General features: G+C 65.1%; 25 protein-coding genes. 13 read left to right on the top strand and 12 right to left on the bottom strand.

Annotated elements, in window-relative coordinates; all coding sequences use genetic code 11:
• The first annotated feature begins 190 nt into the window (after window positions 1-190).
• Complete coding sequence (locus Mspo_RS09395; protein WP_159729078.1) at window positions 191-1,054, top strand: bstEII; 864 nt, start codon at window positions 191-193, stop codon at window positions 1,052-1,054.
• Window positions 1,055-1,063: 9 nt separating this feature from the next.
• The gene (locus tag Mspo_RS09390) at window positions 1,064-2,341 is read left to right on the top strand and encodes a site-specific DNA-methyltransferase (RefSeq protein WP_159729076.1); all 1,278 of its coding nucleotides are present in this window, start codon (window positions 1,064-1,066) and stop codon (window positions 2,339-2,341) included.
• A 104-nt stretch (window positions 2,342-2,445) separates the two neighbouring features.
• Here the strand turns inward: Mspo_RS09390 and Mspo_RS09385 are convergent, their stop codons facing one another.
• From Mspo_RS09385 to Mspo_RS09370, 4 genes are all read right to left on the bottom strand, one after another.
• The gene (locus Mspo_RS09385; protein ID WP_159729074.1) at window positions 2,446-3,777 is read right to left on the bottom strand and encodes a DUF3422 family protein; all 1,332 of its coding nucleotides are present in this window, start codon (window positions 3,775-3,777) and stop codon (window positions 2,446-2,448) included.
• A 144-nt stretch (window positions 3,778-3,921) separates the two neighbouring features.
• Window positions 3,922-4,428 carry a hypothetical protein gene (locus Mspo_RS19595; protein WP_201281666.1) on the bottom strand — a complete coding sequence of 169 codons (507 nt, stop codon included), beginning with the start codon at window positions 4,426-4,428 and terminating at the stop codon, window positions 3,922-3,924.
• A gap of 373 nt (window positions 4,429-4,801) precedes the next feature.
• Window positions 4,802-5,242: a cyclic nucleotide-binding domain-containing protein gene (locus tag Mspo_RS09375; protein ID WP_159729072.1), complete on the bottom strand. Its 441-nt coding sequence runs from the start codon at window positions 5,240-5,242 to the stop codon at window positions 4,802-4,804.
• A 47-nt stretch (window positions 5,243-5,289) separates the two neighbouring features.
• Window positions 5,290-5,961: a winged helix-turn-helix domain-containing protein gene (locus Mspo_RS09370; protein ID WP_159729070.1), complete on the bottom strand. Its 672-nt coding sequence runs from the start codon at window positions 5,959-5,961 to the stop codon at window positions 5,290-5,292.
• Between the two features lie 72 nt (window positions 5,962-6,033).
• Between Mspo_RS09370 and Mspo_RS09365 the strand changes: the two genes are divergently transcribed.
• Window positions 6,034-6,594 carry a L,D-transpeptidase gene (locus tag Mspo_RS09365; RefSeq protein ID WP_159729068.1) on the top strand — a complete coding sequence of 187 codons (561 nt, stop codon included), beginning with the start codon at window positions 6,034-6,036 and terminating at the stop codon, window positions 6,592-6,594.
• On the opposite strand, the gene Mspo_RS09360 is transcribed toward Mspo_RS09365, so the two are convergent.
• The gene (locus Mspo_RS09360) at window positions 6,579-7,253 is read right to left on the bottom strand and encodes a YggS family pyridoxal phosphate-dependent enzyme (protein WP_159729066.1); all 675 of its coding nucleotides are present in this window, start codon (window positions 7,251-7,253) and stop codon (window positions 6,579-6,581) included. The genes Mspo_RS09365 and Mspo_RS09360 overlap by 16 nt on opposite strands.
• A 408-nt stretch (window positions 7,254-7,661) precedes the next feature.
• Here Mspo_RS09360 and leuS point away from each other — a divergent pair, with 408 nt between their 5' ends.
• The 3 genes from leuS (at window position 7,662) to holA (ending at window position 11,938) form a co-directional block, all read left to right on the top strand.
• Complete coding sequence (gene leuS, locus Mspo_RS09355) at window positions 7,662-10,277, top strand: leucine--tRNA ligase (RefSeq protein WP_159729064.1); 2,616 nt, start codon at window positions 7,662-7,664, stop codon at window positions 10,275-10,277.
• A 67-nt stretch (window positions 10,278-10,344) separates the two neighbouring features.
• Complete coding sequence (locus Mspo_RS09350; protein ID WP_159729062.1) at window positions 10,345-10,833, top strand: hypothetical protein; 489 nt, start codon at window positions 10,345-10,347, stop codon at window positions 10,831-10,833.
• A gap of 76 nt (window positions 10,834-10,909) precedes the next feature.
• On the top strand, window positions 10,910-11,938 hold the full coding sequence (gene holA, locus Mspo_RS09345; RefSeq protein WP_159729060.1) for a DNA polymerase III subunit delta: 1,029 nt from the start codon (window positions 10,910-10,912) through the stop codon (window positions 11,936-11,938).
• Between the two features lie 31 nt (window positions 11,939-11,969).
• Here holA and Mspo_RS09340 read toward each other — a convergent pair whose 3' ends face one another.
• From Mspo_RS09340 to Mspo_RS09320, 5 genes are all read right to left on the bottom strand, one after another.
• Window positions 11,970-12,707: an ABC transporter ATP-binding protein gene (locus Mspo_RS09340; RefSeq protein WP_159729058.1), complete on the bottom strand. Its 738-nt coding sequence runs from the start codon at window positions 12,705-12,707 to the stop codon at window positions 11,970-11,972.
• Window positions 12,658-13,413 carry an ABC transporter permease gene (locus Mspo_RS09335; RefSeq protein ID WP_159729056.1) on the bottom strand — a complete coding sequence of 252 codons (756 nt, stop codon included), beginning with the start codon at window positions 13,411-13,413 and terminating at the stop codon, window positions 12,658-12,660. The genes Mspo_RS09340 and Mspo_RS09335 overlap by 50 nt, the downstream gene beginning before the upstream one ends.
• Window positions 13,410-14,396: an ABC transporter substrate-binding protein gene (locus Mspo_RS09330; protein ID WP_159729054.1), complete on the bottom strand. Its 987-nt coding sequence runs from the start codon at window positions 14,394-14,396 to the stop codon at window positions 13,410-13,412. The genes Mspo_RS09335 and Mspo_RS09330 overlap by 4 nt, the downstream gene beginning before the upstream one ends.
• A gap of 141 nt (window positions 14,397-14,537) precedes the next feature.
• Window positions 14,538-14,960, bottom strand: coding sequence for a SufE family protein (locus tag Mspo_RS09325; protein ID WP_159729052.1), 423 nt, complete (start codon window positions 14,958-14,960; stop codon window positions 14,538-14,540).
• A gap of 81 nt (window positions 14,961-15,041) precedes the next feature.
• Window positions 15,042-15,371, bottom strand: a complete 330-nt coding sequence (locus tag Mspo_RS09320) for a hypothetical protein (protein ID WP_159729050.1) — start codon at window positions 15,369-15,371, stop codon at window positions 15,042-15,044.
• 280 nt (window positions 15,372-15,651) lie between these two features.
• Between Mspo_RS09320 and Mspo_RS09315 the strand changes: the two genes are divergently transcribed.
• The 4 genes from Mspo_RS09315 (at window position 15,652) to Mspo_RS09300 (ending at window position 19,112) form a co-directional block, all read left to right on the top strand.
• Entirely contained in the window at window positions 15,652-17,451 is a 1,800-nt protein-coding gene (locus Mspo_RS09315) for an ATP-binding protein (RefSeq protein WP_244613278.1), read from the top strand.
• Window positions 17,444-18,121 carry a peptidoglycan-binding domain-containing protein gene (locus Mspo_RS19880; RefSeq protein WP_244613276.1) on the top strand — a complete coding sequence of 226 codons (678 nt, stop codon included), beginning with the start codon at window positions 17,444-17,446 and terminating at the stop codon, window positions 18,119-18,121. Before Mspo_RS09315 ends, Mspo_RS19880 begins: the two co-directional genes overlap by 8 nt.
• Window positions 18,122-18,251: 130 nt before the next feature.
• Window positions 18,252-18,593: a DUF1491 family protein gene (locus Mspo_RS09305; protein WP_159729048.1), complete on the top strand. Its 342-nt coding sequence runs from the start codon at window positions 18,252-18,254 to the stop codon at window positions 18,591-18,593.
• Between the two features lie 27 nt (window positions 18,594-18,620).
• Window positions 18,621-19,112: a GNAT family N-acetyltransferase gene (locus tag Mspo_RS09300; protein ID WP_159729046.1), complete on the top strand. Its 492-nt coding sequence runs from the start codon at window positions 18,621-18,623 to the stop codon at window positions 19,110-19,112.
• Window positions 19,113-19,209: 97 nt separating this feature from the next.
• Here Mspo_RS09300 and queC read toward each other — a convergent pair whose 3' ends face one another.
• Window positions 19,210-19,935 (bottom strand): 7-cyano-7-deazaguanine synthase QueC, encoded by a 726-nt coding sequence (queC, locus tag Mspo_RS09295; protein ID WP_159729044.1) that lies wholly within the window; start codon window positions 19,933-19,935, stop codon window positions 19,210-19,212.
• 169 nt (window positions 19,936-20,104) lie between these two features.
• Complete coding sequence (locus Mspo_RS09290; protein ID WP_159729042.1) at window positions 20,105-21,661, bottom strand: HAMP domain-containing sensor histidine kinase; 1,557 nt, start codon at window positions 21,659-21,661, stop codon at window positions 20,105-20,107.
• A gap of 210 nt (window positions 21,662-21,871) precedes the next feature.
• Between Mspo_RS09290 and Mspo_RS09285 the strand changes: the two genes are divergently transcribed.
• The 3 genes from Mspo_RS09285 (at window position 21,872) to Mspo_RS09275 (ending at window position 23,738) form a co-directional block, all read left to right on the top strand.
• Window positions 21,872-22,531 (top strand): uracil-DNA glycosylase family protein, encoded by a 660-nt coding sequence (locus Mspo_RS09285; protein WP_244613275.1) that lies wholly within the window; start codon window positions 21,872-21,874, stop codon window positions 22,529-22,531.
• A gap of 326 nt (window positions 22,532-22,857) precedes the next feature.
• Window positions 22,858-23,157: a hypothetical protein gene (locus Mspo_RS09280; RefSeq protein WP_159729038.1), complete on the top strand. Its 300-nt coding sequence runs from the start codon at window positions 22,858-22,860 to the stop codon at window positions 23,155-23,157.
• Between the two features lie 80 nt (window positions 23,158-23,237).
• Complete coding sequence (locus Mspo_RS09275; RefSeq protein WP_159729036.1) at window positions 23,238-23,738, top strand: hypothetical protein; 501 nt, start codon at window positions 23,238-23,240, stop codon at window positions 23,736-23,738.
• The last annotated feature ends 24 nt before the right edge of the window (window positions 23,739-23,762 follow it).

Genomic DNA, 23,762 nt, shown 5'->3' with positions numbered 1-23,762 from the left:
GTGCGGCCGACGTGAGGATCGCGCAATGCTCGAGATCCTCGTGGTCTACGGCTATCGCTCGCTGCGGGAGCTGATCCTCCCGCAGCTCACGTCGTAACGGCAGATCAGGATGTAGCTCTAGTTCGGAGGTTGCCGCTTATGCTACCATTTGCCGAATCGGAAGTTCTGTCATTCGGGGCTGATCTAAGGCATGGCTAAGTCATTTAAGGATTATAAGGCCGAGGGTCACGCGTGGATAACGCTATCGACTGGGGATTATTATCCAGATATTTTGCCGCTCGCTTGCGATTTATATAAGCCCGTTCTTGTCATGTTTGGAAAGCTGCTCGCAGAGGCCCATTCTTCGACAAACCTATTTATGGCGATATCCGAAATCTCAGAGCAGTGGATGCGCGTCCAACTCGCTCGCGTCTTCCGCAAATACGTCAGTCCGGAAACGCCCGTTGAAATGCTGAAGAGAAAGCGTGCTGCCGCCCAGATTTGTGAGCAGTTTGGGCAAAAATTCCGCAATATTGCCGAGGTACAAAAGCGATTCATGACGCGCCCAATGCCCGACGAAGCTCTATGCGCTGTGCTTTGGGAATATAAAGACCGCGGGAAAAAAGGCTATGATCTCACGGAACGCCTTTTCATCATTCTGCGCGAGCAGTTTCCTACGCTCATCGTAAGCGGGCCTGAGCGCGCCGGGAAGGATATACTTCTCGGGAAGATTTTTCCGAACTATCCGAAGCCGGATCGTCCGGTAGATTTTCTAATTTGCGAGGGTGATACCGTTTTGGCGGTCGGTCTCGCGCGCTATGATTCAGACCGCGGCGGCGCGCAAGAAGATGACCGCACGGGTCAATATCGGGATTGCGCCTCGGAGGTTATCAGCTACGCCAATGCACAGGACCTCAGCATTAAAGTTGTTTTTCTAAATGATGGTCCCGGCTTGCTGCTGGGGTCGATGTGGAATGACTATGCCTCACTCGAAGGCCTGTATTTGGGGCGCGTGATGGTCACGACGCTCAGAATGCTTCCTGACCGCCTAACACTCGATTGGCTTCGGTCCTAGGAGATCGATATGGCGACGGGAGTTCCTCGCAGGCCGAAGCGCAAGATCGTCACGAACGGTCAACCTGTTCAGCTTTCCTACCCTGGTAGGCGGGACGCAGTTAACATTCTTGCTACAGCACCAGGCATCTTTGAAATCGCGCCAATCACGACGAAAAGTGGTCGCGCCAATCGTCTTTATTTTGGAGACAATCTTTCGGTATTGACCCACCTGAATCAGGATCCCGCTGTTCGTGGGAAGGTACGCCTCGCCTATATCGACCCACCGTATGCGACGCAGACAGTGTTTCATTCACGTGAGTTGAAGCACGCGTATGAGGATATTTACGAGCAATGTGAATATCTTGAATTCATGCGCGAGCGTTTGCTGTTTCTGCATTCCCTGCTTGCTGATAACGGCACAATTTACGTACACCTCGACGCGAAAATGCTGTTCCACGTCAAGATTCTGATGGACGAAATATTTGGAGCAGACAACTTTCGTAATTGCATAACTAGACGAAAATCCAATCCAAAAAACTTCACACGCAAGCAATTTGGCAGTGTCTCCGACTATATCCTCTTCTACTCGAAAAGCGCGTCCTATGTTTGGAACCGTGTCATCGAACCCTGGACCGAGCATCGTGCGCGCGAATATCAGTATGTTGAGCCCGGCACCGGCCGGCGCTTTATGAAGGTTCCTGTTCATGCGCCCGGCATTCGACATGGTGCTACTGGCGGCCTCTGGCGCGGCATGAAGCCGCCGCCGGGGAAACATTGGCAGTATACGCCCGAGGCACTTGATGAAATGGACGCGCGCGGCGAAATATTTTGGTCGAAGAACGGCAATCCGCGCCGAAAAGTCTATCTAGACACAAACCCCGGCGTGCCGGCCCAGGATATCTGGATGGACTTTGTCGATGCGCAGAACCAGAACATTTCCATTACGGGGTATCCAACTGAAAAGCCATATGAGCTTCTAATGCGAATTGTCGAGGCCTCGTCAAATCCCGGCGATCTTGTTCTCGATTGCTTCGCTGGTTCCGGGACAACGCTTGTCGCTGCTGACATGCTCAAGCGCCGCTGGATTGGCGCCGATAATTCGCCGGAGGCGATTCGCACAATGCTCCACCGCTTCCAGCATGGCACACAGCGCATGGGTGACTTTGTGAAAAAAGCGTCTCCCCAAGGCGTATTGTTCGAAGAAGAACATCAAGCGCGGTCCATCCTGCTCCATCAGGTTATCGAGGATTTCATTTGCTTCGTAGAGGCCGGCAAAGAACTGCAGTTTCCGCAAGGCGACGGATAACATTTAGTTATCTTGGCCGGCGCAGTCGGGTGGCCAAGATAGCCACGATGGACGTTTTGAAATCGAGCAGATGGGCGGACAGGGACTTGTGCAAGTCGCCGCCGTCAGCTCACCTTCTCTTCCTCCTGCGCCTTGGCGGAGAGGCGCTTCACGCGCTGCCAGAAGGCCCAGGCGCCGAAGATGACGAAGGGTATGGCCACCGCGGCCGCTTCCTCGCCGGTGAGGCCGAAGGGCAGGACGCCGGCGTCCTTCGCGCCCTTGAAAAGATAGAGCGCGAGGCCGGCGACATAATAGCTGAGCGCCGCGATGGAGAGGCCGCCGACGAGCTTCTGCAGGCGCATCTGCAGTCGCGCCCTGCGGTTCATATCGTCGAGCAGATCGCGATTTTGCTGCTCGAGCTCGAAAGTGATGCCGGTGCGCATCAGATCGGTCGCGCGCTCCACTTGGCGGGCGAGCCGCGCCTGCCTGGTCTCGAAGGCGTTGCAGGTCTCGATCGCCGGATCGAGCCGCGCGCTGAAGAAGGCCGAGATCGTCGTATATTGGCTCTCCTTCGCCTCCTGAATCAGATTCAGGCGGTTCTTGACGATGGCGTGATAGGCGCGGCTCGCGCCGAAGCGAAAGGCCGTGCGCGTCGACAGCGCCTCGCTCTGCGCCAAGAGGTCGCTGAGGCGCTTCAGCAATTCGCGGCTGGTGCGCATGTCCTGCGTCTGGCTCAGCGACTGGGTGATGTCGGAGATTTCACGCTCCATGGCGCGCAGCTCCGGTGCGGCCCGGCGCGCCTCGGGCAGGCCGAGCAGCGCCATGGTGCGATAGGTCTCGATCTCCAGCACGCGCTGGATGAGCCGCCCCGTCTCCAGCGCGCCGACGCCATTGGTCTTGACCAGCAGGCGCGTGAAGCCGAAGGGGTCGGGCGCGAAATCGGTCATCACATGCGCCGCGCCTTTGGCGGCGCGAATCACGCAAAGGCTCTGCGAGTTGAACAGAGCGGCGAAGGGCTCGTGCGAATGGCCGCTCTCGATCGCGCAGAGCTGGGCGGCGACGATGAGCCGGCCCGGCGCGCGGAAGGCGATGTCGCCGGTTCCGAGCGGGTCGGGATGGGTGAAGGGCTCGCCCGCCTCCTTCTGCGTCGACCAAGTATAGGTGGTGAATTCCGTATGCTGTTCCCAGCGCAGCCGCCAGTCGCCGATGGAGAGGCGCTGGAATTTGGCGTCGCCGGGTGGAGGAACCAGCATATTGGCGCGGCAGAGCTCCGCCAGCGCCGCGCGGTCGACGCGCGCCTCCTCCTCATTGGTCGCGAAGGCGAAATGATAGACGCGCTGCGGCAGCGCGATCGGCAGGAAAGGCCGCGCATGAAGCTCGGCGAGGACGGCGGCCCGCGCCTCGTGCTCGGCGAAGCGCTCGAGGTGAGGCGCGGGGCGTTCTTCGGCAGTTCCCATCACAGTCTTCTCGTCTTTCGTTCCCGCGCGGGTCGCGCTCGCCGGCCGCGCCGAATCGCCGTGAGAATAGCGGCGCGGCCCGTTCCGGGAATGCGACAAAACGAACGAAAAGGCGAGCCGCCGCCGCCGCGCCGTCGGCGCCGATCAGCGCCAGTGATGGAACCCGCCATGGAAGCCATGGAAACCATGGAATCCACCGCGATGATAGCCGCCGCCCCAGCCGCCGAAATGCGGGCGATAGCCCCAGCCGCCGCCATAGACGACCGGGCCGCCCCATCCATAGCCGTAGGAACGATAGGGATAGCCGTAATAGCCATAGTCATAATAGGGGCGGCGATAATAGGACCCATAGGCGCCCGCCGCGATGAGGCCGGCGGCCGCCGTGGTCACGACCGCCGCGGCCGGATCATAGCCATAGCGGTAGTAGCGCAGCGCATGATGCCGGCGCAGAGGGCGGCAATGACGCGTGTAGCGCACATAATGGCGGTGCGAATAGCGGCTGTAATGCGCCTGCTCGATCGCGCTCGGCGGCGAGACGATCGACTTGCTCGCGACGCTGGTGACGCCGGCGAGCGCCTCCGCCGGAGACAAAGCGAGGGCGATCGTCACGCCGATCGCGGCGAACAGGCCGGACTTCAACGGATTACGCATTTTCTCCTCCATGCTGCGACGCAATGAGACGACTTTATTCAAATAGTGGCCGATCGCTCGGCGGCGAGCGGCCGACGCAAGGCGAAAGAGAGCGTTTCCAGCCGAAGCGGACGCCGGTTCGGCGTCCGGAAACGCGTCAAAACAAAAGCCTGGAGTCTTTCCGTGTTTCACCGGAACACGAAAAGACTCTCGTGGTCTGCGTCATTCAAACCGAAGACCCGAAGGCCCCCTCCCCCACCCCCCGCTGCGCGGGAGAGGGGGCGTCGACGTTTCGCGAAGCTTCGATGAAACGCCGAGTCCGCTCCCTCTCCCGCGCAGCGGAGGAGGGCTGGGGAGGGGGCTCGAGCGTCTTCACTTGCATTGACGCAAGCCACTAGGTCTTTTCGAACTTCAGCTCCTGCGCGAATCGGGTCAGGCGCGTGGCGACGCGGGCGCGCACGCGCGTCGCCGTCACCGGAAACTCCTCCAATATGCGCAGGAACAGCGCGCGCGTGATCTTCAGTATCGTCGCCGGCTCGCGCGCGATCGCGGTGACCGGACGCGTGGTTTCTGTGACGAGCGCGATCTCGCCGATCAGCGTGAAGGGCCGCAGCACTTTCTCGGCGGGACGTCCGTCGTCGTGCTTCTCGAGCGCGATGGAGCCGTGCGTCAAAATGAAGCCGCCGTCGGAGGCGTCGCCGCGGCGAAACAGCGCGTCGCCGGCGCGCAGCAATTTCGTCTCGGCGCTGAAGGTCAAGAGGCGCAGCGCCTCGATCTCGAAATCCTCGAACAGAGCGATGCTCTGGAGATTGGCGATGTCGTCGTCGAGAGCCATGTCTCGGATGCCTTCTCTTCGGGGCGGCTCTCCCGGCGCGCGCGCCGTCACCGCGCCGGGGAGACGATCAACCGATAGCCGTTCTTTTCGGTCAGAAGAAGGCGGCCGTCGGTCGCATTTGTTTCGATCTTGCGCCGCAGCCGGCTGACATGGGTCTCCAGCGTGCGCGTCGTCACTGTGGGATGATAGCCCCAAACCTCGCGCAGCAACACGTCTTTCGTGACGACGGCGCCGCGCGCCGCCGCGAGCCGGGTCAAAATCTCGGCTTCCTTCTCGGTGAGCGGCACACGCCGGTCGGCGGCGTCGGCGAGTTCGAAGGCGCCGGGACGGTAGCGATAGGCGCCGATGGCGACCGCGCGCTCCCGCTCGGCGCGCGCGGGAGCGCGCAGCCGCGCGAGAAGGCGGGCGAAGCGAAACGGCCGCGCGATATATTCGGCGGACGGCTCTGGCGTCGCGGGCGCTTTCGCCGCGCCGATGACGAGGATCGGACCGTGGAAATCTTTGCGGGCGGCATGAACGAAGGCCTCGCCGATGTCGGCGTCGACGAGCAGAATATCGCAGCCGCCGGCCGCGAGCAGGCGCGTCGCCTCCTCGGCAGAGGCGGCGAGGAAGATCGCGAATTCGGGATAGCGGCCGAGCTGCTCCAACAGCGAGGCGCGCAGTCCCGCAGCGGCGAGGAGCAATATTTTGCGCTTATGCGGCGTCGGCGCTTCCTTCATGGGCGGATATGATCGACGAAGGGCGCGCGCCGTTCAAGGCGCGGCCCGAGCCGCGACGCGAAGGGGAGAGCGATGAGAGAGGGTTTTTCCCGCCGCCGCGGCGGCGTCGCGGAGCTGAAGGTCGCCCGGCGCATCGGAGGCCGGCCGCACGAGGGCCGGCTGATCGTGGGAGATCTGGTCCTGCCCTGCGCGCTCGGCCGCGCGGGCGTGACGCGCCGCAAGCGCGAGGGCGACGGCGCGACGCCGGCGGGACGCTTCGCGCTGCTCTATGTCTATCTGCGGCGCGGGCGGGCGGCGAAGCCCCGCGGCGTTCCGGCGCGGTGCGTCGGGCGCGAGGACAAATGGTGCGACGATGCGCGGTCCTTCCTCTACAATCGGCCATTGCGCGGACCCACGCGGCTGAGCCACGAGCGGCTCTGGCGGCAGGACGGACTCTATGACGTCATCGGCGTGCTCGACTACAACATCCGCCCGCGCGTGCTGGGATCGGGCAGCGCGATCTTCTTCCATATAGCGACGGAGGCTCTCGGCCCGACCGCAGGCTGCGTGGCGTTGCGCCCGCGCGACATGGCGCGGCTGCTGCCGCGTCTATCGAAGGGCGTTCAGATCGTCGTCGGTCAGGGTTTCGAATAGTCGCGCTCGCCCATTATGGCCGAGCCGATGCGCACATGCGTCGCGCCGAGCTGAATGGCGAGCTCGTAATCGGAGCTCATGCCCATGGAGAGCTGCGTCACCCCATTGCGGGCGGCGATCTCGGCGAGCAGCGCGAAATGCGGCGAGGCCTGCTCGCCGACCGGCGGCACGCACATGAGGCCGGCGATCTCGAGCCCATGGCTCTGGCGGCATTCGGCGATGAAGGCGTCGGCCTCCTGCGGCAGGACGCCGGCCTTCTGCGGCTCGGAGCCGGTGTTGACCTGCACGAAAAGGCGCGGGCGCTTGCCCTGCCGGCGCATTTCCCCCGCCAGAGCCTCCGCGATCTTGGGGCGGTCGACGCTCTCTATGACGTCGAAGGTCTCCACGGCCTCGCGCGTCTTGTTGGACTGCAGCGGGCCGATGAGATGCAGCTCGACGCCGGAAAAGCGCTGGCGCAGCTCCGTCCATTTGGCGCGCGCCTCCTGCACCTTGTTCTCGCCATAGACGCGATGGCCGGTCTCGAGCAGCGGGACGACAGCCTCGGCCGGAAAGGTCTTGGTGACGCAGACGAGGGTGACATCGGCGGGATCGCGGCCGCAATCGCGGGCGCGCAGGGCGATGGCGTCCTTGGCGGCGTTCAGCCGATCGACGACGGTCATGGGGATTTCGGCCTCAGCGGACGAATTTGACGATGATGAACGTCGCGCCGATCAGCGCGACGAGGCCTCCGAACATCCAACGCAGCGTCTCGTTCTTCGCCTGAACGATCGCGCGTCTCACGCGCGCTTCTGATTCGAAAATCGCTTTTCTCAGATCCTGCAGACACGCGGGCTCCCGCGTCTCCCGCTCGAGCTCGGCGATTGCTCCTCCGCAGAGATCAGGCTGATGCCGGAGGCCCTGCTCGGGCGAAAACCCTTCACGGGTCGGAGGGTTGAAGAGCGCTTGCGCCGACATGGCCCGGATATAGCACGCGCCCCGCTTCCCGGCGAGGGCGGCCTTTGACAAGCCCTGCCTCGCCCGGCATTACAGGCGAAATTCCGGAAATTCGATCAGGACCGCTCGGACCCATGAGACCAGAACGCTACGACTTCGCCGCGGCCGAGCCCAAATGGCGGAAAATTTGGGACGAGCGGCAGGTATTCGGCTCCGGCGACGCGACGAAGCCGAAATATTATGTGCTCGAGATGTTCCCCTACCCTTCGGGGCGCATCCATGTCGGCCATGTGCGCAATTATTCCATGGGCGACGTCATCGCCCGCTATAAGCGCGCCAAGGGCTTCGACGTGCTGCATCCCATGGGCTGGGACGCCTTCGGCCTGCCGGCCGAGAACGCCGCCCAGCAGAGCGGCTCGCATCCGGCGACCTGGACCTACGCCAATATCGCCACGATGCGGGCCCAGCTCAAATCCATGGGCCTCTCGCTCGACTGGTCGCGCGAGATCGCCACTTGCGATCCCGCCTATTACAAGCATCAGCAGAAGCTGTTCCTGGATTTCCTCGCCGGCGGCCTCGTCGACCGCAAGCAATCGAAGGTCAATTGGGACCCGGTGGATCACACCGTGCTCGCCAATGAGCAGGTCGTCGACGGGCGCGGCTGGCGCTCCGGCGCGCTGGTCGAGCAGCGCGAGCTGACGCAATGGTTCCTGCGCATCGGCAGTTACGCCGACGATCTGCTGACGTCGCTCGACACGCTCGACCGCTGGCCGGACAAGGTGCGGCTGATGCAGCGCAATTGGATCGGCCGCTCCGAGGGGCTTCTGGCGCGCTTCGCCCTCGCCGACGATCCTTCGGGCGAGATCGAGGTGTTCACCACGCGGCCGGACACTTTGTTCGGCGCGAAATTCGTCGCGCTCGCGCCGGACCATCCGATAGCCCGCGCGGCGGCGGAGAAGGACCCTGCCCTCGCGGCCTTCGCCGAGGAATGCCGCCATATCGGCACTTCGGTGGCGGCGATCGAGACGGCCGAGAAGAAGGGCTACGACACGGGGCTGCGCGTCGTTCATCCCTTCGATCCCGAGTGGACGCTGCCGGTCTATGTCGCCAATTTCATCCTGATGGATTACGGCACGGGCGCGATCTTCGGCTGCCCGGCGCATGACCAGCGCGATCTGGATTTTTCCCGAGCCTATGGCCTCGGCGCGACGCCTGTCATCTGCCCGGAGGGCGTCGATCCGGCGACGCTCGTGATCGGCGAGACGGCCTTCGACGGCGAGGGACGGCTCGTCAACTCGCGCTTCCTCGACGGGCTCACCGTCGCGAAGGCGAAGGAGGAGATCGCCAAGCGCCTGGAGACCGCGCAATTGCACGGGCGGCCGCAGGGCGAGCGCAAGATCAATTACAAGCTGCGCGACTGGGGCATTTCGCGCCAGCGCTATTGGGGCTGTCCGATCCCCATCATCCACTGCCCCGAATGCGGCGTCGTCCCCGTGCCGGAGGCCGATTTGCCCGTGCGCCTGCCGGAGGACGTCACTTTCGACCGACCGGGCAATCCGCTCGACCATCATCCGACATGGAAAAATGTCGCCTGTCCGAAATGCGGGACCGCGGCGCGGCGCGAAACCGACACAATGGACACTTTCGTCGATTCGTCCTGGTATTACGCGCGCTTCACCGATCCGCACAATGAGACGGCGCCCGCCGCGCCCGAGCAGCTCGCGCGCTGGCTGCCGGTCGACCAATATATAGGCGGGATCGAGCACGCGATTCTGCATCTCCTCTATTCTCGCTTCTTCTCGCGCGCCATTCGCGACACCGGCCATGGCGGCGTCGCCGAGCCTTTTGCCGGGCTCTTCACCCAGGGCATGGTGGTGCATGAGACCTATCGCGCCGCCTCCGGCAAATGGATCGCGCCGGGCGAGTTGCGCTTCGAGGCGGGCGAGAAGGGCCGCCGCGCCTTCCTCATCGAGAGCGGCGAGGAAGTCACGATCGGCGCGATCGAGAAAATGTCCAAGTCGAAGCGCAACACGGTCGACCCGGACGACATTATCGCGAGCTATGGCGCCGACACCGCGCGTCTCTTCGTGCTCTCCGATTCGCCGCCCGATCGCGATGTGGTGTGGACGGAAGAAGGCGTTCAGGGCGCCTGGCGCTTCGTGCAGCGCGTCTATCGTCTGACGGGCGAGCTCGCCAATGTCGCGGCGCCCGTCGGCGCCGGCGCGCCGGCCGAATTCGGCGCGGCGGCGCTCGACATTCGCAAGGCGACGCATCGCACCATCGCCGCGGTCGGCGACAACATCGAACGTCTGCGCTTCAACACGGCGATCGCCCGCATCCGCGAATACGCCAATGAGCTGACCACAGCGCTCGACAAGGTGGAGACGCCCGAAATCTCCGCCGATCTCGCCTTCGCCTTCCGCGAGGCGGCGGACGTCTTCGTCCAGCTCATCGCGCCGATGACGCCGCATGTGGCGGAGGAATGCTGGAGCGATCTCGGCCATTCAGAGATCGTCGCGCTGGCGCCCTGGCCGAAGGCCGATCCTACTCTCGTCGCGCAGGACATGATAAGCTTGCCGGTGCAGGTCAACGGCAAGAAACGCGCCGAGATCCTCGTGGCGCATGACGCCGATGAGGCGACGATCCGCGAGGAGGCGCTGAAGCAGGACGCCGTGCAACGCGCCATGGAAGGCAAGCCGTTGAGGAAATTCATTCTCGTTCCCAAGAGGATCGTCAATGTGGTCGTTTGAACGGCGTCCCCGGACCGCGAGCCTACAGGCTCGCCCTCGGCGCTGCGAGCCTGTAGGCTCGCGGTTTATGATGCTGGCCGCCGCCGTCGTCTCGCTGGCGCTCTCCGCCTGCACCGTGCAGCCGCTCTATGGGCCGATCGGAAGCGACGCTCCGCTCGCGGCGGAGCTGCAGGCGGTCTCGGTCGATCTCATTCCCGAGCGCCTCGGCCATTATGTCCGCAACGAGCTGATCTTCGCCTTGAACGGCACGGGGTCGGACATGCCGCCGCGCTATCGGCTGAGCGTCGCGCTGAAGGAGCGCGTGCAGACGCCCATTCTCGACACGGTCACGGGCCGCGCGACATCCGCGACGGTGATCGTCGACGCCGAGTATAAATTGATCGATATCGCCGACGAGCATGTCATCACCTCCGGCGTCGCCTTCGGCGTCGCGAGCTATGATCGTTTCAGCAACCGCCTCGCCAATGTCCGCGCCGCGAGCGACGGCGAGATCCGCGACGCGAAAGTGATCGCGGATATGATCCGCACGCGCGTGGCGACCGCGTTGGCGAAGTGAGTAGGGAGTGGTGAGTAGTGAGTGGGACAACGACTCACCACCGACTACTCACCACTCACCACTCACTCACTGAAACATGGTCGCCATCAAGAACCGCGACGCCGAGCGCTTCGTAAAGGCGCCGCCGGCGTCGGTCTTCCTGTTCCTTCTCCACGGCGCCGACGCCGGCCTCGTGCGCGAACGCGCGCTCGCCATTGTCGCGCAGCGCGTCGACGATCGCCGCGATCCGTTTCAATGCGTCGAGATGAGCGGCGACGCCATCGCCGCCGATCCGCTGTCGCTGCTGGACGAGGCCAATACGATCCCGCTCTTCGGCGGCAGGCGGGCGATCCTCATCGAGGCGGGCGCGAAATCCATTGTCTCGCCGCTCGAGCAATTGCTCGCCGCGCCGCCTGAGGATTGCGCCATTGTGCTGACCGCCGGCGCGTTGAAGCGCGACGCCCCGCTGCGCAAGCTGATCGAGCCGTCGAAGCTCGCCGCGGCGATCGAGTGCAATCCCGACGATGAGCAGGATCTTCATGCGCTGATCGACCAGAGCCTGCGCGACGCCGGCCTTTCCGCGACGCCCGAGGCGCGGCTTCTGCTGCAGACGGCGCTGGGCGAGGATCGCCGCATGAGCCGCTCCGAGCTCGCCAAGCTGATCCTCTACAAGCATGGGGCGAAGCTGGTCGACGCGGGCGACGTCGAGGATATCGTCGCCCACGCCTCCAACATCGCCGCGGACCGGCTGGTGCTCGACGCCTTCTCGGGGCAGGCGGGAGCCGCGGGCGAAGCGCTCGACCGCGTGATCGCCGGCGGCGGCGACGCCGGCCAATTGCTGGGCGGCGCGTTGCGCTATGCGATGGCGCTGCACCGCGCGCGCTCGACCGTCGATCGCGAGGGGCTGCCGGATGCGGGCATAGGCATTCTCATGCGCAGCGGCTTCGGCTTCTCGCAGCGGCCGCAGCTGGAGCAGCATTTGCGCCTCTGGCCGGCGGCGAAGCTCGCCGCTTTGCTGCCGTCGCTGCGCGAGGCCAATCAGCGCGCCCGGGCCAACGCCGCGCTGGCCGAAATGGAGGCCGGGCGCGCGCTCCTGCGCATCGCCAGTCAGGCCGGGCGGCGCTGAAGACCCCCTCCCTCTTCAGCGATGCGGGGCCTCACCGCCCGCGCATCGCCTCTATCTCCTTGCGCGCGCGCGTCTCCAGCGCGTCTGCGGCCTCTTTCGTCATCGAACGCCGCGGCGTTTCGATCGTGAGCGTCGCGCCGACGCGCGCCGGGCGTGGCGACAGGAGAAACACCACATCCGCGAGCTCGATCGCCTCGCGCAGATCATGGGTGACGATCAAAGTCGTCACATGGCTCTCGTCGATCAGCGCGGCGATGCGCGCGCGCAGATCGCGCGCCAGCGCATCGTCGAGCGAGACGAAAGGCTCGTCCAGCAGCAGCAGATCGGGTTCGATCGCCAGCGCCCGCGCGATGGCGACGCGGCGCGCCAGCCCCAGGGACAATTCGCCGGGAAAATGCAGCGCATGTTCGGAAAGCTCGAACGCGGCGAGAAGGGCGGAAAGCGCCGCTTCGCTCGCCCGCGGCGCGGCGATGCGCAGATTGTCGATCACGCTGCGCCAGGGCAGCAGCCGCGGCTCCTGGAACACCATGCCGAGCCGCCCGCCAGCCGGAAGCGTGACCTCGCCGGAAAACGCCGCATCGAGCCCGGCGATGATGCGCAGCAAAGTCGTCTTGCCGCAGCCGGACGGCCCGACGAGCGCGCCGGCGCGCCCGGCCGGCAGTGAGAAGCAGAGATTTTCCAGCACGCGCTGCGGCCTGCCGCCGGCGCTCGCATGATCCTTATGCGCGACCCTGACCTCGAGCAGGGCGGCGGCGCCATCGCGAGACATGTCGTTCAAAGGGCTGCACCAGGAAGGTTTCGACGCCGAGCATCAGCAGGACGAAGGGAATCGCATAGGCGAGCAGCAAACGCACGTCGAAAAGCTGAAACGCCATATTGATCTCGAAGCCGACGCCATTGGAGCGGCCGATGAGCTCGACCACCAGCACGATCTTCCAGACGAGCGAGAGGCCCGAGCGCGTCGCCGCCGCGAGATAGGGCGAAAGCTGCGGCGCCACGATATGCCGGAGCCGCGCCGCCGGGCGCAGGCGGAAGACCTCGGCCATTTCATCGAGCTCAGGGTCGAGCGCGCGCGCGCCCTCGCGCATCACGACAATGGCGTTGGGCAGCTTGTTCAGCGCCACGGCGCCGATCGCCGCCGCCTCGGTGAGGCCGGCCCAGAGATAGGCGAGCACGATGACGACGAGCGCCGGCAGATTGAGGAGAATGACGAGCCAGGGATCGAAGAGCCGGTCGAGCGCCGGCCGCCGGCCCATGGCGTAGCCGAGCGCCGCGCCGAGGCTCATGGCGAGGAGAAAGGAAGCGGCGACGCGGGCGAGCGTGGCCGCCAGATTGGCGAAGAGCGCGCCGGTCTCGGCCTCATGCGCGATCGCCTCGAAGACGGGGACGGGCCCCGGCAGGCGGCGTGGATCGGCGAAAACCGCCGCGCCCTGCCAGAGCGCCAGCAGCAGCATCAGCGACAGAAGGCGGATCACCGCGCCGCGCTCGCCGGGGCGGCGTCGTAGAAGGTTCCCGCAGGCAGGCTCGTCGCGCGGCCGACCAGCGCCGTCCCGCCGATCTCGGCGAGCGTCGCAAAGAGCGTCGCGGCGTCCGCCCGCTCCTCCTCGAGGCTGCGGGAGGGAATGCCCTCCGAATAGCTCTTGCGATAGAGCGCGAGCACCGCCGGAGTCTTGGCCGGAATGCGCTCCATCGCGACGCGCCAGGCGGCGTCCGAGGTCGCGATCATGTTCCGCGCCTTGTCGATCATGGCGAAGAAGCGCGCCAGCGCCTCGGCGTTTTTGGCGGCGAAGCCCTCGTCGAAGACATAGCCGGTGACGACGGGCGCGCCCTTGGCGCCGAGCGCCGTCTCCACGCGGCGAAGATCGAGCACGCGATAAAGGCCGCGCGCCTCGAGATCAGCGGCGAAATTCCAGAAATCGAGCGAAGCGTCGAGCTCGCCCTGCGCGGTCTTCTCGGCGATGAGCGGCGGCGCGCCATAGACGATCGTCGCCGTCTTCTCGAGATCGACGCCCTGCCGCTGCGCGAAAGCGCGCAGCATCAGCCAGCTCTTGTCGAGCGGCCCGCCGGCGACGCCGATTTTCTTGCCCGAGAGATCGGCGAGGCTTCGCACCGAAGGATCTCGCGCCATCAGCGCGCCAATGGCGGTCGAATGCGGGTAGAAGGTGAGCTTCGATCCTTCGGCGCGCTGACGCGCCACCCACAGCCAGTCGGAGACGACGATATCGACCGAGCCGCTCTGAATGGCGATCTTGGCGGCGTCGGTGTTGGCGAGCTCGGTCACGGCGAGCTCGAGCCCGGCTTGTTTATCGAGACCGAAAGCGGCGATGACGGCGATCTCCCAGACGCCGGAGCCGGTCTTCTGCAGCCCGAGGCGCAGACGATCGGCGGCCTGCGCAGGGGCGAGGGCGAGAAGCGCGAGCAGAGCCGCGAGAAGGAGCTTTCGGAAGATCGGCCGCAAGGCGGTCCTGCCTCATAGGTTCATCTGTTCACGAGGCAGAATAGCATAATTCGCGGGGAAGGCCCCCTCCCCAGCCCTCTCCCGCGCAGCGAGGGGAGGGCTGGGGAGGGGGCGCTCGAGGGCGGCGGCCGGGAGGAGGCGTCACGCCGCCAGAGCGGCGCGCGCCTCGTTCTTGATGCGCTCGACCATGGAGCGGACGCCATTGGTGCGCTGGGGCGTCAGATGCTGGGCGAGGCCGAGCTCGGTGAACAGCGGCATGGCGTCGAGGCCGGCGATCTCGTCGGCCGGGCGGCCGGAATAGAGCGCCAGGATCAGCGCGACGAGGCCGCGCACGATATGGGCGTCGCTGTCGCCGCGCAGCGACAGGATCGGCGCGCCGCGGCCCTCGCGGATCACCTTGCTCTCGAGCCACACCTGGCTCGCGCAGCCGCGAACCTTGTTCTCCTCGGTGTGGGCTTCGTCCGGCAGCGGCTCCAGAGTGCGGCCGAGCTCGATGAGATATCGATAGCGATCCTCCCACTCGTCGAGCATTTCGAAATTGCCGATGATCTCGTCTATCACCATTGTCCGCTCGCCCGCTCGAGACGCCTTTCGGCAGTTATATGGCAACTGTCCGTTTTGGCGCAATCGTCGAAGCAGATGCAATCACGGCGCCGCGCCGAGGCCGGCGGGCCGCTTCGGCGGCTCGACCGCCGTCGCCCGGCCGATCTTTTCAGCCGCCTGCAGGCAGTCCAACGGATGCGCCATGCAATGATCCCGCGCCATGGCGGCGATTTTGCCGGCGGCCTCGTCGGCGAGCTCGGCGAGCGCCTCGCGCGCCGCCACGATCGGGGAGGTCGCGGTCTCGAAAGGCGCAGCCTGGGGCGTCGGCGAAGCCGCGACAGACGGACGCGGCGCAGGACGCCGCTCGGCGTCGCGGCTCACGAGGAGAAAAACGACGCCCAGGAACAACAGGGTCTTGAACAGAAATCCCACGGCCGCCGCCTTTTCTCGCGCGACGGGGCGCCCGCCGCGCGAGAAACGATCGCCTGCGCCCCTTTCCGCTTCGTAAATGCGTCTGTCGCCGCGGGAAGCCACAGGCGAGAGCGCGGCCGGCGGGGCTAAGAAGTCACAAACCATATCCCGCGAACAACCGCGCCGATCTCGGAAATCTACCATTTCCGAGCTCGGTTTAGCAGTCACTTAAGACCGATTTGTCACATTGTCGGCAATCGGGAGCGTGATTTTGCGTAAGTCAACTGCACCTTGGGCGGCCGTGTCGAGCGAATGGATCGAGCGTCTGGCGCAATCCAGACGCGCCGTCGATCCGATGGAGCGCGCGCGGCGCGAAGCCTTCCTTTTGTCGCATCTCGTTCTCGCCGCCGCCGTTCTCGTCGCCGCCCCGCTGTGGATCGTCGTCAATGGCGCGCCGACGCTCGGCGAGAGCGCGATTTTCGCTCTGGCGCAAGCGCCGCTGCTCTCGGTCGTCGCTTTGCTGCGCCTCGACGATCTGAAGATCGCGCGATCCATCGCCGCCTTCGGCTGGCTCGCGCTCGCTGCGGCCTGCCTCGCCACCGGCGAGCATTCCGGCGCGACGGCGCCGCTCGGAGCGCTCGCCCTGATAGAGGCGACTCTCGCGGCCGATCTCGCGCTCGTGTCCGCGGTCGCCGCCGCCGCGCTCGCCGTTCTGGCCGTCGCGGCGTTGACCGCGGCGAATGGCGGCGGCTTTTTCGCGGCGCTGCTGGCGGCGCCGCTCGTCGCCTATGTCGTCCTGCTCGCCCGCGGCGGCGTCCGGGTGGAGCAGCTCCGCGCGCGCGCCGAGGCGCGAAGCGCCCGCGACCTGCGCCTCGTCTCCGAGGCGGCCGGCGATCTCGTCATCGCCTTCGACGAGGGCGGCGCCGTCTGCTCGATCATCGGCGAGGCGGCCAAGGCTTATGGGTTAGAGGCGCGCGAGCTGATGGGACGCGGCTTTTTCCAGCGCGTCCATGTCGCCGATCGTCCGTCATTCTTGAAGCTCGTCTCCGACGCCATAGCGACCGGTGCGACGATGCGGGCGACGCTGCGCCTGCGCATCGGCGATGCGCGCAACGAGGCCGGCCAGTTCATGGAGCCGGTGTTCCATTTCTTCGAGGCGCGCAGCAGCCTGGTGGAGACCGTAGCCGAGGGCGAACGCGGGGCGAGCGTCGTCTGCATTCTGCGCGATGTGACGACCGAGCGCCACGCCGCCGAGACGATCGAGGCGGCGCGTCGCGAGAGCGAATTGGCCGCCGCCGGCAAGACGCGCTTTCTCGCCAATGTCAGCCATGAGCTGCGCACGCCGCTCAACGCCATCATCGGCTTCTCCGAGATGCTGTCGAGCGAGCAGCTCGCGCCGGTCGATCCGGCCAAGCGCCGCGAATATGCGGAGATCATCCGCAATTCCGGCCAGCATCTGCTCGCCGTCGTCAACACGATCCTCGACATGTCGAAGATCGAATCGGGCTCGATGCAGATTACGCCCGAGCCTTTCTCGCTGCCCGAGCTCGTCGATCAATGCGTGAGCATGATGCAGCTCAAGGCCGAGCAGGGCGATGTGGTCATGTCGCGCGACTATGCGGATCGGCTCGAGGAGATCGTCGGCGACAAGCGCGCCTGCAAGCAGATCATCATCAATCTTCTGTCCAATGCGGTGAAGTTCACGCCGGCGAACGGCCGCGTGAGAATCAGGCTCTATCCCGACGGCAATTGCCTCGCGCTCGCCGTCAGCGATAGCGGCATCGGCATTTCCGCCTCCGATCTCGGCCGGATCGGCGATCCCTTCTTCCAGGCGAGCGCCTGCCATGACCGCGCCTATGAGGGGACCGGCCTCGGCCTCTCCGTCGTGCGCGGACTCGTCGGGCTGCATGGCGGAACCATCGCCGTCGAGAGCGCGCCGCGCTGCGGCACCAGCGTCACCGTGCGCCTGCCGCTCGATTGCCGTCCCTATCAGGCCAAGGCCCCCGCCCTCGCCAGAATCGAGACGATCGCCCGCCGCGGCGCGATTCGTCCGGCCGACGAGCGCGCGGCGACCGAAGACAGGGTGAAGAAAATTGCGTGAAGCTCTCGCCGCCACCAATCATGATTTCCTGCTCCGCGACGAGGATCGCGGCGAGTCGCAGCGGCGCGGCCGCGGCGCCAAGGACAAGGTCAAGGCCAAAAATGGCGCGCTGACGAAGCTGTTCGGCGGGCGCCGGCGCGGGATCGTCTTCCTCAGCCTCGCCGGCGCGGCGGCCATCGGCGTGCCCTTGAACGCGCTCTATTTCCAGGACGGGCGCCATCCCGCTCCGCTGTTCCATTCCTTCGCGCCGGAGCCGCGCGCGCAGGCGCCCACGCCGCTGCCGCCGGCGCGCCCGCAAGCCGTGGCGGCGACTCCGGTCCAGCCGCAGGCGGCGCAGCCCGCGTCCGCCCCACATGCTCCGGCCATGGCCAGGTCCGTGCTCAAGCCGGAGCCGGCGCCAGCCGAGAAGCGCGACGCGATCGGCGCTCTCATCGGCAAGGAGGCGCATAAGGACGCGCCCAAGACGGACGGAACGGACAAAAATGTGATGAACATCCAGCGCGCGCTCGCCAAGCTCGGCTATGCGCTGCATGCGGACGGCAAGATGGGCGGCGCGACCAGGCAGGCGATCGAGAAATTCGAGCGCGACAACCGGCTCCCCGTCACGGGAGAAGTGACGCCGAAGCTCTTGCGCAAGCTGCAGGGACAGGCGAGCGTCGCCGCGCATTGACGAAAGGGCTTGCGCGGACGGCGTCGAGCGGCTTGAAGGTGCGAGCCTGAAGGCTCGCGTTCCAGGGCGCGAAATGGACCGCGAGCCGCGAGCCTTCAGGCTCGCTTCTCTCCGCCCTCGAGCCCGTCTCATGCGCCTGCGCTCCGACTTTTTCGTCTCCGCTTTGATCCGCCGCGCCGAGACCGCCGGCGCCGTCGCCATGCTGCGCCGTCGCGGCTCCGAGCAAGCCGGCGCGATCTTCGTGAAGATCGATCGGCTGGACGGGCGCGCAGCGCTGCTCGGCCCGGCCCCGCAGAGCCTCGATCCGCCCGAGGGCGTCGATCGCCTCTTCGCGCGTCTGCACAAGGAGGAATGGGTCACGCCGCTCGAGGCCGAGGAGCGCGCGCGCAAGGAGATCGCCTTCGATCCCGATCTCTGGCTGGTCGAGATCGAGGACCGCGACGGGCGCGGCTTCGTCGAGGCCGTGTCGTAACCGCGTTCAGCGAGGATGACTCTCCTCATGCATATTCGCCCCGCCCGAATGAGCGACGCGCCGGCGATCTGGCGCATCATCGGCCCGACGATCCGGGCCGGCGAGACCTATGCTCTGGACCGGGATATGACCGAGGCCGACGCGATCGCCTATTGGCTGGGCGAGGATCGCGAGACCTTCGTCGCCGAGGAGAAGGACGCGATCGTCGGAACCTATTACATCCGCGCCAATCAGGCCGGGGGCGGCAGGCATATCTGCAACTGCGGCTATATGACGAGCACCGACGCCACGGGTCGCGGCGTCGCGCGCGCCATGTGCGCGCATTCGCTCGATCATGCGCGCAAACGCGGCTTTCGCGGCATGCAGTTCAACTTCGTCGTCGAGACGAACGCCCGCGCCGTCGATTTGTGGCGATCCTCGGGGTTTGAAATCGTCGGCCGGCTGCCGCGCGCCTTCCATCATCCGGCATTCGGCTTCGTCGACGCATTGGTGATGTTCCGTCAGCTGGGCGAGTCCTAGAGCGCCTTCGGACAAATCATGTCCGAAGGCGCTCTAAAGTTATTTGGATTCGCATGTTCTTTTCCGAAAACCGCTTCGCACTTTTCGGGAACATGCTCTAAGCCTGAGCGGCGCGATATTTCTCCCAGCCGGCGGCGCGCAGGCGGCAGGCGGGACATTCGCCGCAGCCATAGCCCCAGTCGAATCGCGTTCCGCGCTCGCCGAGATAGCAGCTATGGCTCTCCTCGACGATCAGCCGCACCAAGGGCTCGCCGCCCAATTCCTCGGCGAGCTTCCAGGTCGCGGCCTTGTCGATCCACATGAGCGGCGTATCGATCTCGAGCGGCCGGTCCATGCCGAGGGTCAGCGCCTTTTCGACCGCGCGGATGGTCGCCTCCCGGCAATCCGGATAGCCGGAATAATCCGTCTCGCACATGCCGCCGACGAGATGGCCGATCCCGCGCCGATAGGCGAGCGCCGCGGCGAAGGTGAGAAAGAGGATGTTGCGCCCCGGCACGAAAGTATTGGGAAGGCCCGAGGCGTCGAAAGCGATCGCCGCCTCGCGCGTCAGCGCCGTGTCGGAAATGGCGCCGAGCGCCTCGATCGAGATGGTGTGATCTTCGCCGAGCCGCTCCGCCCAGAGCGGCGAGAGGCGCGCGAGCCCCTCGCGGATTTTGCCGCGCTGCTCGAGCTCGACCCGATGGCGCTGGCCGTAATCGAAGCCCACCGTCTCGACGCGCGCGAAGCGCGAGAGCGCGAAGGCGAGGCAGGTGGCGGAATCCTGCCCGCCGGAGAAGAGGACGAGGGCGGCGTCGGTGGCGGCGCCGTGGGAGGGGGACGACATGCTGGACTACCGTCTGAAGATTCGCGAGCGTGGCCCGGTCTGCGCCTCGCCCTCCGTCAAAGACAATTTATATTGCGGCGAGAGCGCCTCTTCCAGCATCGGGCTGTGTTCTCCCGAGACGTAACGGGCTCGGTCGAGCCGCTCTCTCGGTCGAGCCGCTCTCCTGGGCTCACGCCGCCGCGTTCCGCCGACGATCGGCGGCGATGTAATGCGGCGTCTCCTCCTCTTCCTCGAATTTCGGCAGCGCGTTCATCACGCGCTCCGGCGGGAAGACGACGATCGCCTCCGTGCCCTCGCGCACCTTGGACTTCAGCTTGAACATGCCGCCGTGCAGATCGACGAGGCCTTTCACGATCGGCAGGCCGAGGCCGGTGCCCTCTTCCGCATTCTTCTGCGCCAGCGTGCCGCGGCCGAAGGAGGACATGACGACGGCGATCTCCTCCTCCGGAATGCCCGGCCCGGTGTCCTTGATCGCCACATATTGGCCGCCGGCGCTGGTCCAGCCGATCTTCAGCGTCACCTGCCCGCCCTGCGGCGTGAATTTGATGGCGTTGGTCAAGAGATTGAGCACGATCTGCCGCACGGCGCGCTCATCCGCCCAGATGCGCGGCAGATCGGGCTCCTTGACCTCGATCATCTCTATGCCGCGCTTTTGCGCGCGAATGGTAAGGAGATGGCGGCAGTCCTCGACGACGCCGGCGAGCGAGACGCTCTCCTCCTTCAGCTCGTAGCGGCCCGCCTCGACGCGCGAGAGATCGAGGATCTCATTGATGAGCATCAAGAGATGCTGGCCGCTCGAGTGAATGTCGTTGGAATAATCCTTATAGGCTTTCACCGCATGGACGCCGAACAATTCGTTCTTCAATACTTCCGAAAAGCCGAGAATGGCGTTGAGCGGCGTGCGCAGCTCATGGCTCATCGTGGCGAGGAAGCGCGATTTGGCGAGATTGGCCTCCTCCGAGCGCCGTCGCGCCTCGTCGGAATTGGCCTTGGCCTGCTCGAGCTCGCCGATGAGATCGTCCTTCTCGATGCGGAAGAAGAGGCTCTCGCGCGTCACATGATGGAAGCGCTTGGCGAGCACGACGAAGAAGACCTGCGCCGCGCCGACCAGCGCCAGCAGCGAGAGGCTCGTATCCTCTATCCCGTCGATGCGCAGGCAGGCGACGATGGCGAGCGAGATGGGCGTGATCGTCGCATAGACGGCGAAGGGGATGGTCGCCGTGACCATCGTGTTGAAGGCCGCCGCCAGCATCAGCATGGCGGTGACGAAAGCCTTGGCGTTGGGATCGGTCGCCTGCAGCAGCAGCAGCGCCATGGCGGCCCAGACGAGGCCGTGCACGAATTCCGCGGCGACGAATTTGCTCCGCCAGCCGACGACATTGATCTCGTCGTCGGCGAGACGTTCGAGCTTCCTGGCGAGGCCGTAGCAGAGCAGCAGACTCGAGAAGGCGAGCACGGTCCAGATGATGTCGATCTCGCCGTCCATCCAATAGCGGGTGAGCGTCGCCACCATGGCGATGAGCGCGGTCGCCGGGACGGCGGAATGGATTCGTGCGGAGGCGTAGGCGCGCAAGAGGCCGACGTCGCAGCCGCGATGGCCGGTGTCCGAGGTGGTGAGCTTCTCGCGCGCCTTGCGCACTTTGGCGCTGCGGCGGCGACGCTCGGCGACGGCGCGCGGATCCTTGCCCCGGCCGCGCACGATCATCTCGGCGGTTATGTCATCCATGTTACGCAGGACCCGGAAATGACGATGTCTCGCATTCGATCGACGGCCCGCATGGGCGAAACGCCGCCACGACCCTTTCCAGAAGCCGAATACATTTTCCGCAATCTAGGCGTCAGGTCGAGCGGCGCCGATAATGGGGCGGAAACGTTAACGGGGGACTGACGACATTTGTCGCATTGTATGGATCGTACCCGTAAGGGAGGCGCGAAAGTGAGCCGTTCCGCCGGAAGCGAAGCTGCGCTGGCCGCGCTCGTCGCCGGCATCGGCGCTTGCCGCATCTGCGTCGAGCGGCCGGAGGGCGCGCCCTTGCCCCACGAGCCGCGGCCGGTGGCGCGCGTCTCGGCGAAAGCGCGGCTGCTGATCGCCGGCCAGGCGCCCGGAATGCGCGTGCATCGCTCCGGCCTTCCCTTCGACGACCCCTCCGGCGACCGGCTGCGCGGCTGGATGGGAGTGGATCGCGAGACCTTCTACGACGTCTCCCGCATCGGCGTCGCCGCCATGAGCTTCTGCTTTCCGGGCTATGACGCGCATGGCGGCGACCTGCCGCCGCGCCGCGAATGCGCGAGGCATTGGCATGACCCGCTCTTTGCAGCCCTGCCGCAGGTGGAGACGATCCTCGCCGTCGGCAAATATGCTCAAGCCTATCACCTTCGCCGGCTCGGCGTCGCGCTGCCGCGGAGCGCGAGCGTCGCCGAGACGGTCGGCCGTTGGCGGGAGTTTTCCGCGCTTACGCCCAAGATCGTCCCGCTGCCGCATCCCTCCTGGCGCAACAGCGCCTGGCTGAAGCGCAATTCTTGGTTCGCGGAGGAGCTCTTGCCGGTGGTGCGAGCGGAGGTAGGGAGGCTGGCCGGGTGGGATGGAAAGACCTGAGAATTCCCATGCAAAAAATGTTGAAGATCGTCGAGACCGATAATCTCACGACCATAACGCATGCCGCCGCGCAATTGGTAAGATAGTTGCTGAGCGCCCATACTCAACCTATTTTACTGTAAATTGGTTGATATTTTCCGCCATTCTAGACCATATGAAAAAATGGTCGAAGGCTGGAGCGGCAGTTCGAATTTCAAGCTCGGGAGAATGGCAATGCTCATCAAAAGCGTGGACGAGAAAAGTTGGACAGCCCACCTTGCGCATGTCTCTTTATGCCTATTTAATGTATAGCAGGCATAAATTTTCAGGCGCATCCACGGCCGAAAATGAAGAAACAAGATGGCTGTGAGGAGGAGAAAGGATCAGGCCCGATGTCGAAAGAAAGCGGAAAGCCGAACGCCTCGTCTGAAGCTGCAAGGGTCAGACTGACGCTCGATCTCTCACAACGGCTGAATGCGATCGTGGATCGCATCGCGGCCGAAAACGAATCGTCGAAGGCCGATGTGCTCCGATTCGCAATCGAGTTCCTGGGGGCGGCGACCGACGCAAAGAAAGCGGGAATGCATGTGGGAGCCTGGAAGGATGACGACGGAAACCGCCGGGAGCGCGAGTTCGTCGGCATTTAGATCCGAGGCAAAGCCATTGAATTCGAATTATTCCAGGCCACCGAAGAGGTGGCCTGATTTTTAGTTTGTCCGAGGCTATTATGACCGAACGCGAAACGATCCGGCTGCAGGGCCTGAAAGCGGGATCTTCGGACGAGATCGAGGTCGCGCAGCAACAGATCGTCGTCCCCTCGGAGCCCTTGCGGGCGGGCGCATCCGTCACCATGGCGCATCTCGCCGTGGTGACGGGCGGCGGCGGAGGCCTGATCGCCTATTTGGCGAACACATTCGTCGAGAGCCAGCAGTGGAAGAGCCTGCTCATCGTCGCCGCTCCGTCGATCGGGATCGTCCTCACGAAAATTTGGACCTTCCTCGTCGCCGAGGTCACAATGTGGTGGAAGTCCAGCAAAGAAGAACGAAAGCGGTTGGAGCTCCTGAAAAAAGCCAAGCAAGGACTCGCCGAAGCCAAGACGCAATTGGCCGACATCGAAGCCGATGGACAAGCGACCGCAGATCACAAGAAGCTCGCGCGAGACAGGGTTCAAGCGTTCGAGCGTGCGGTGCTCGCGTTGAATGCGGCCGGAATCGTGGTGATCGACTGACGCGCCGAAGCAGCGACGCTTCGC

The organism is Methylosinus sp. Ce-a6 (assembly GCF_009811655.1).
GTDB lineage: Bacteria > Pseudomonadota > Alphaproteobacteria > Rhizobiales > Beijerinckiaceae > Methylosinus.
The sequence above is the reverse complement of the archived record's forward strand: the minus strand, read 5'-3'. Positions and strand labels throughout refer to the sequence as shown.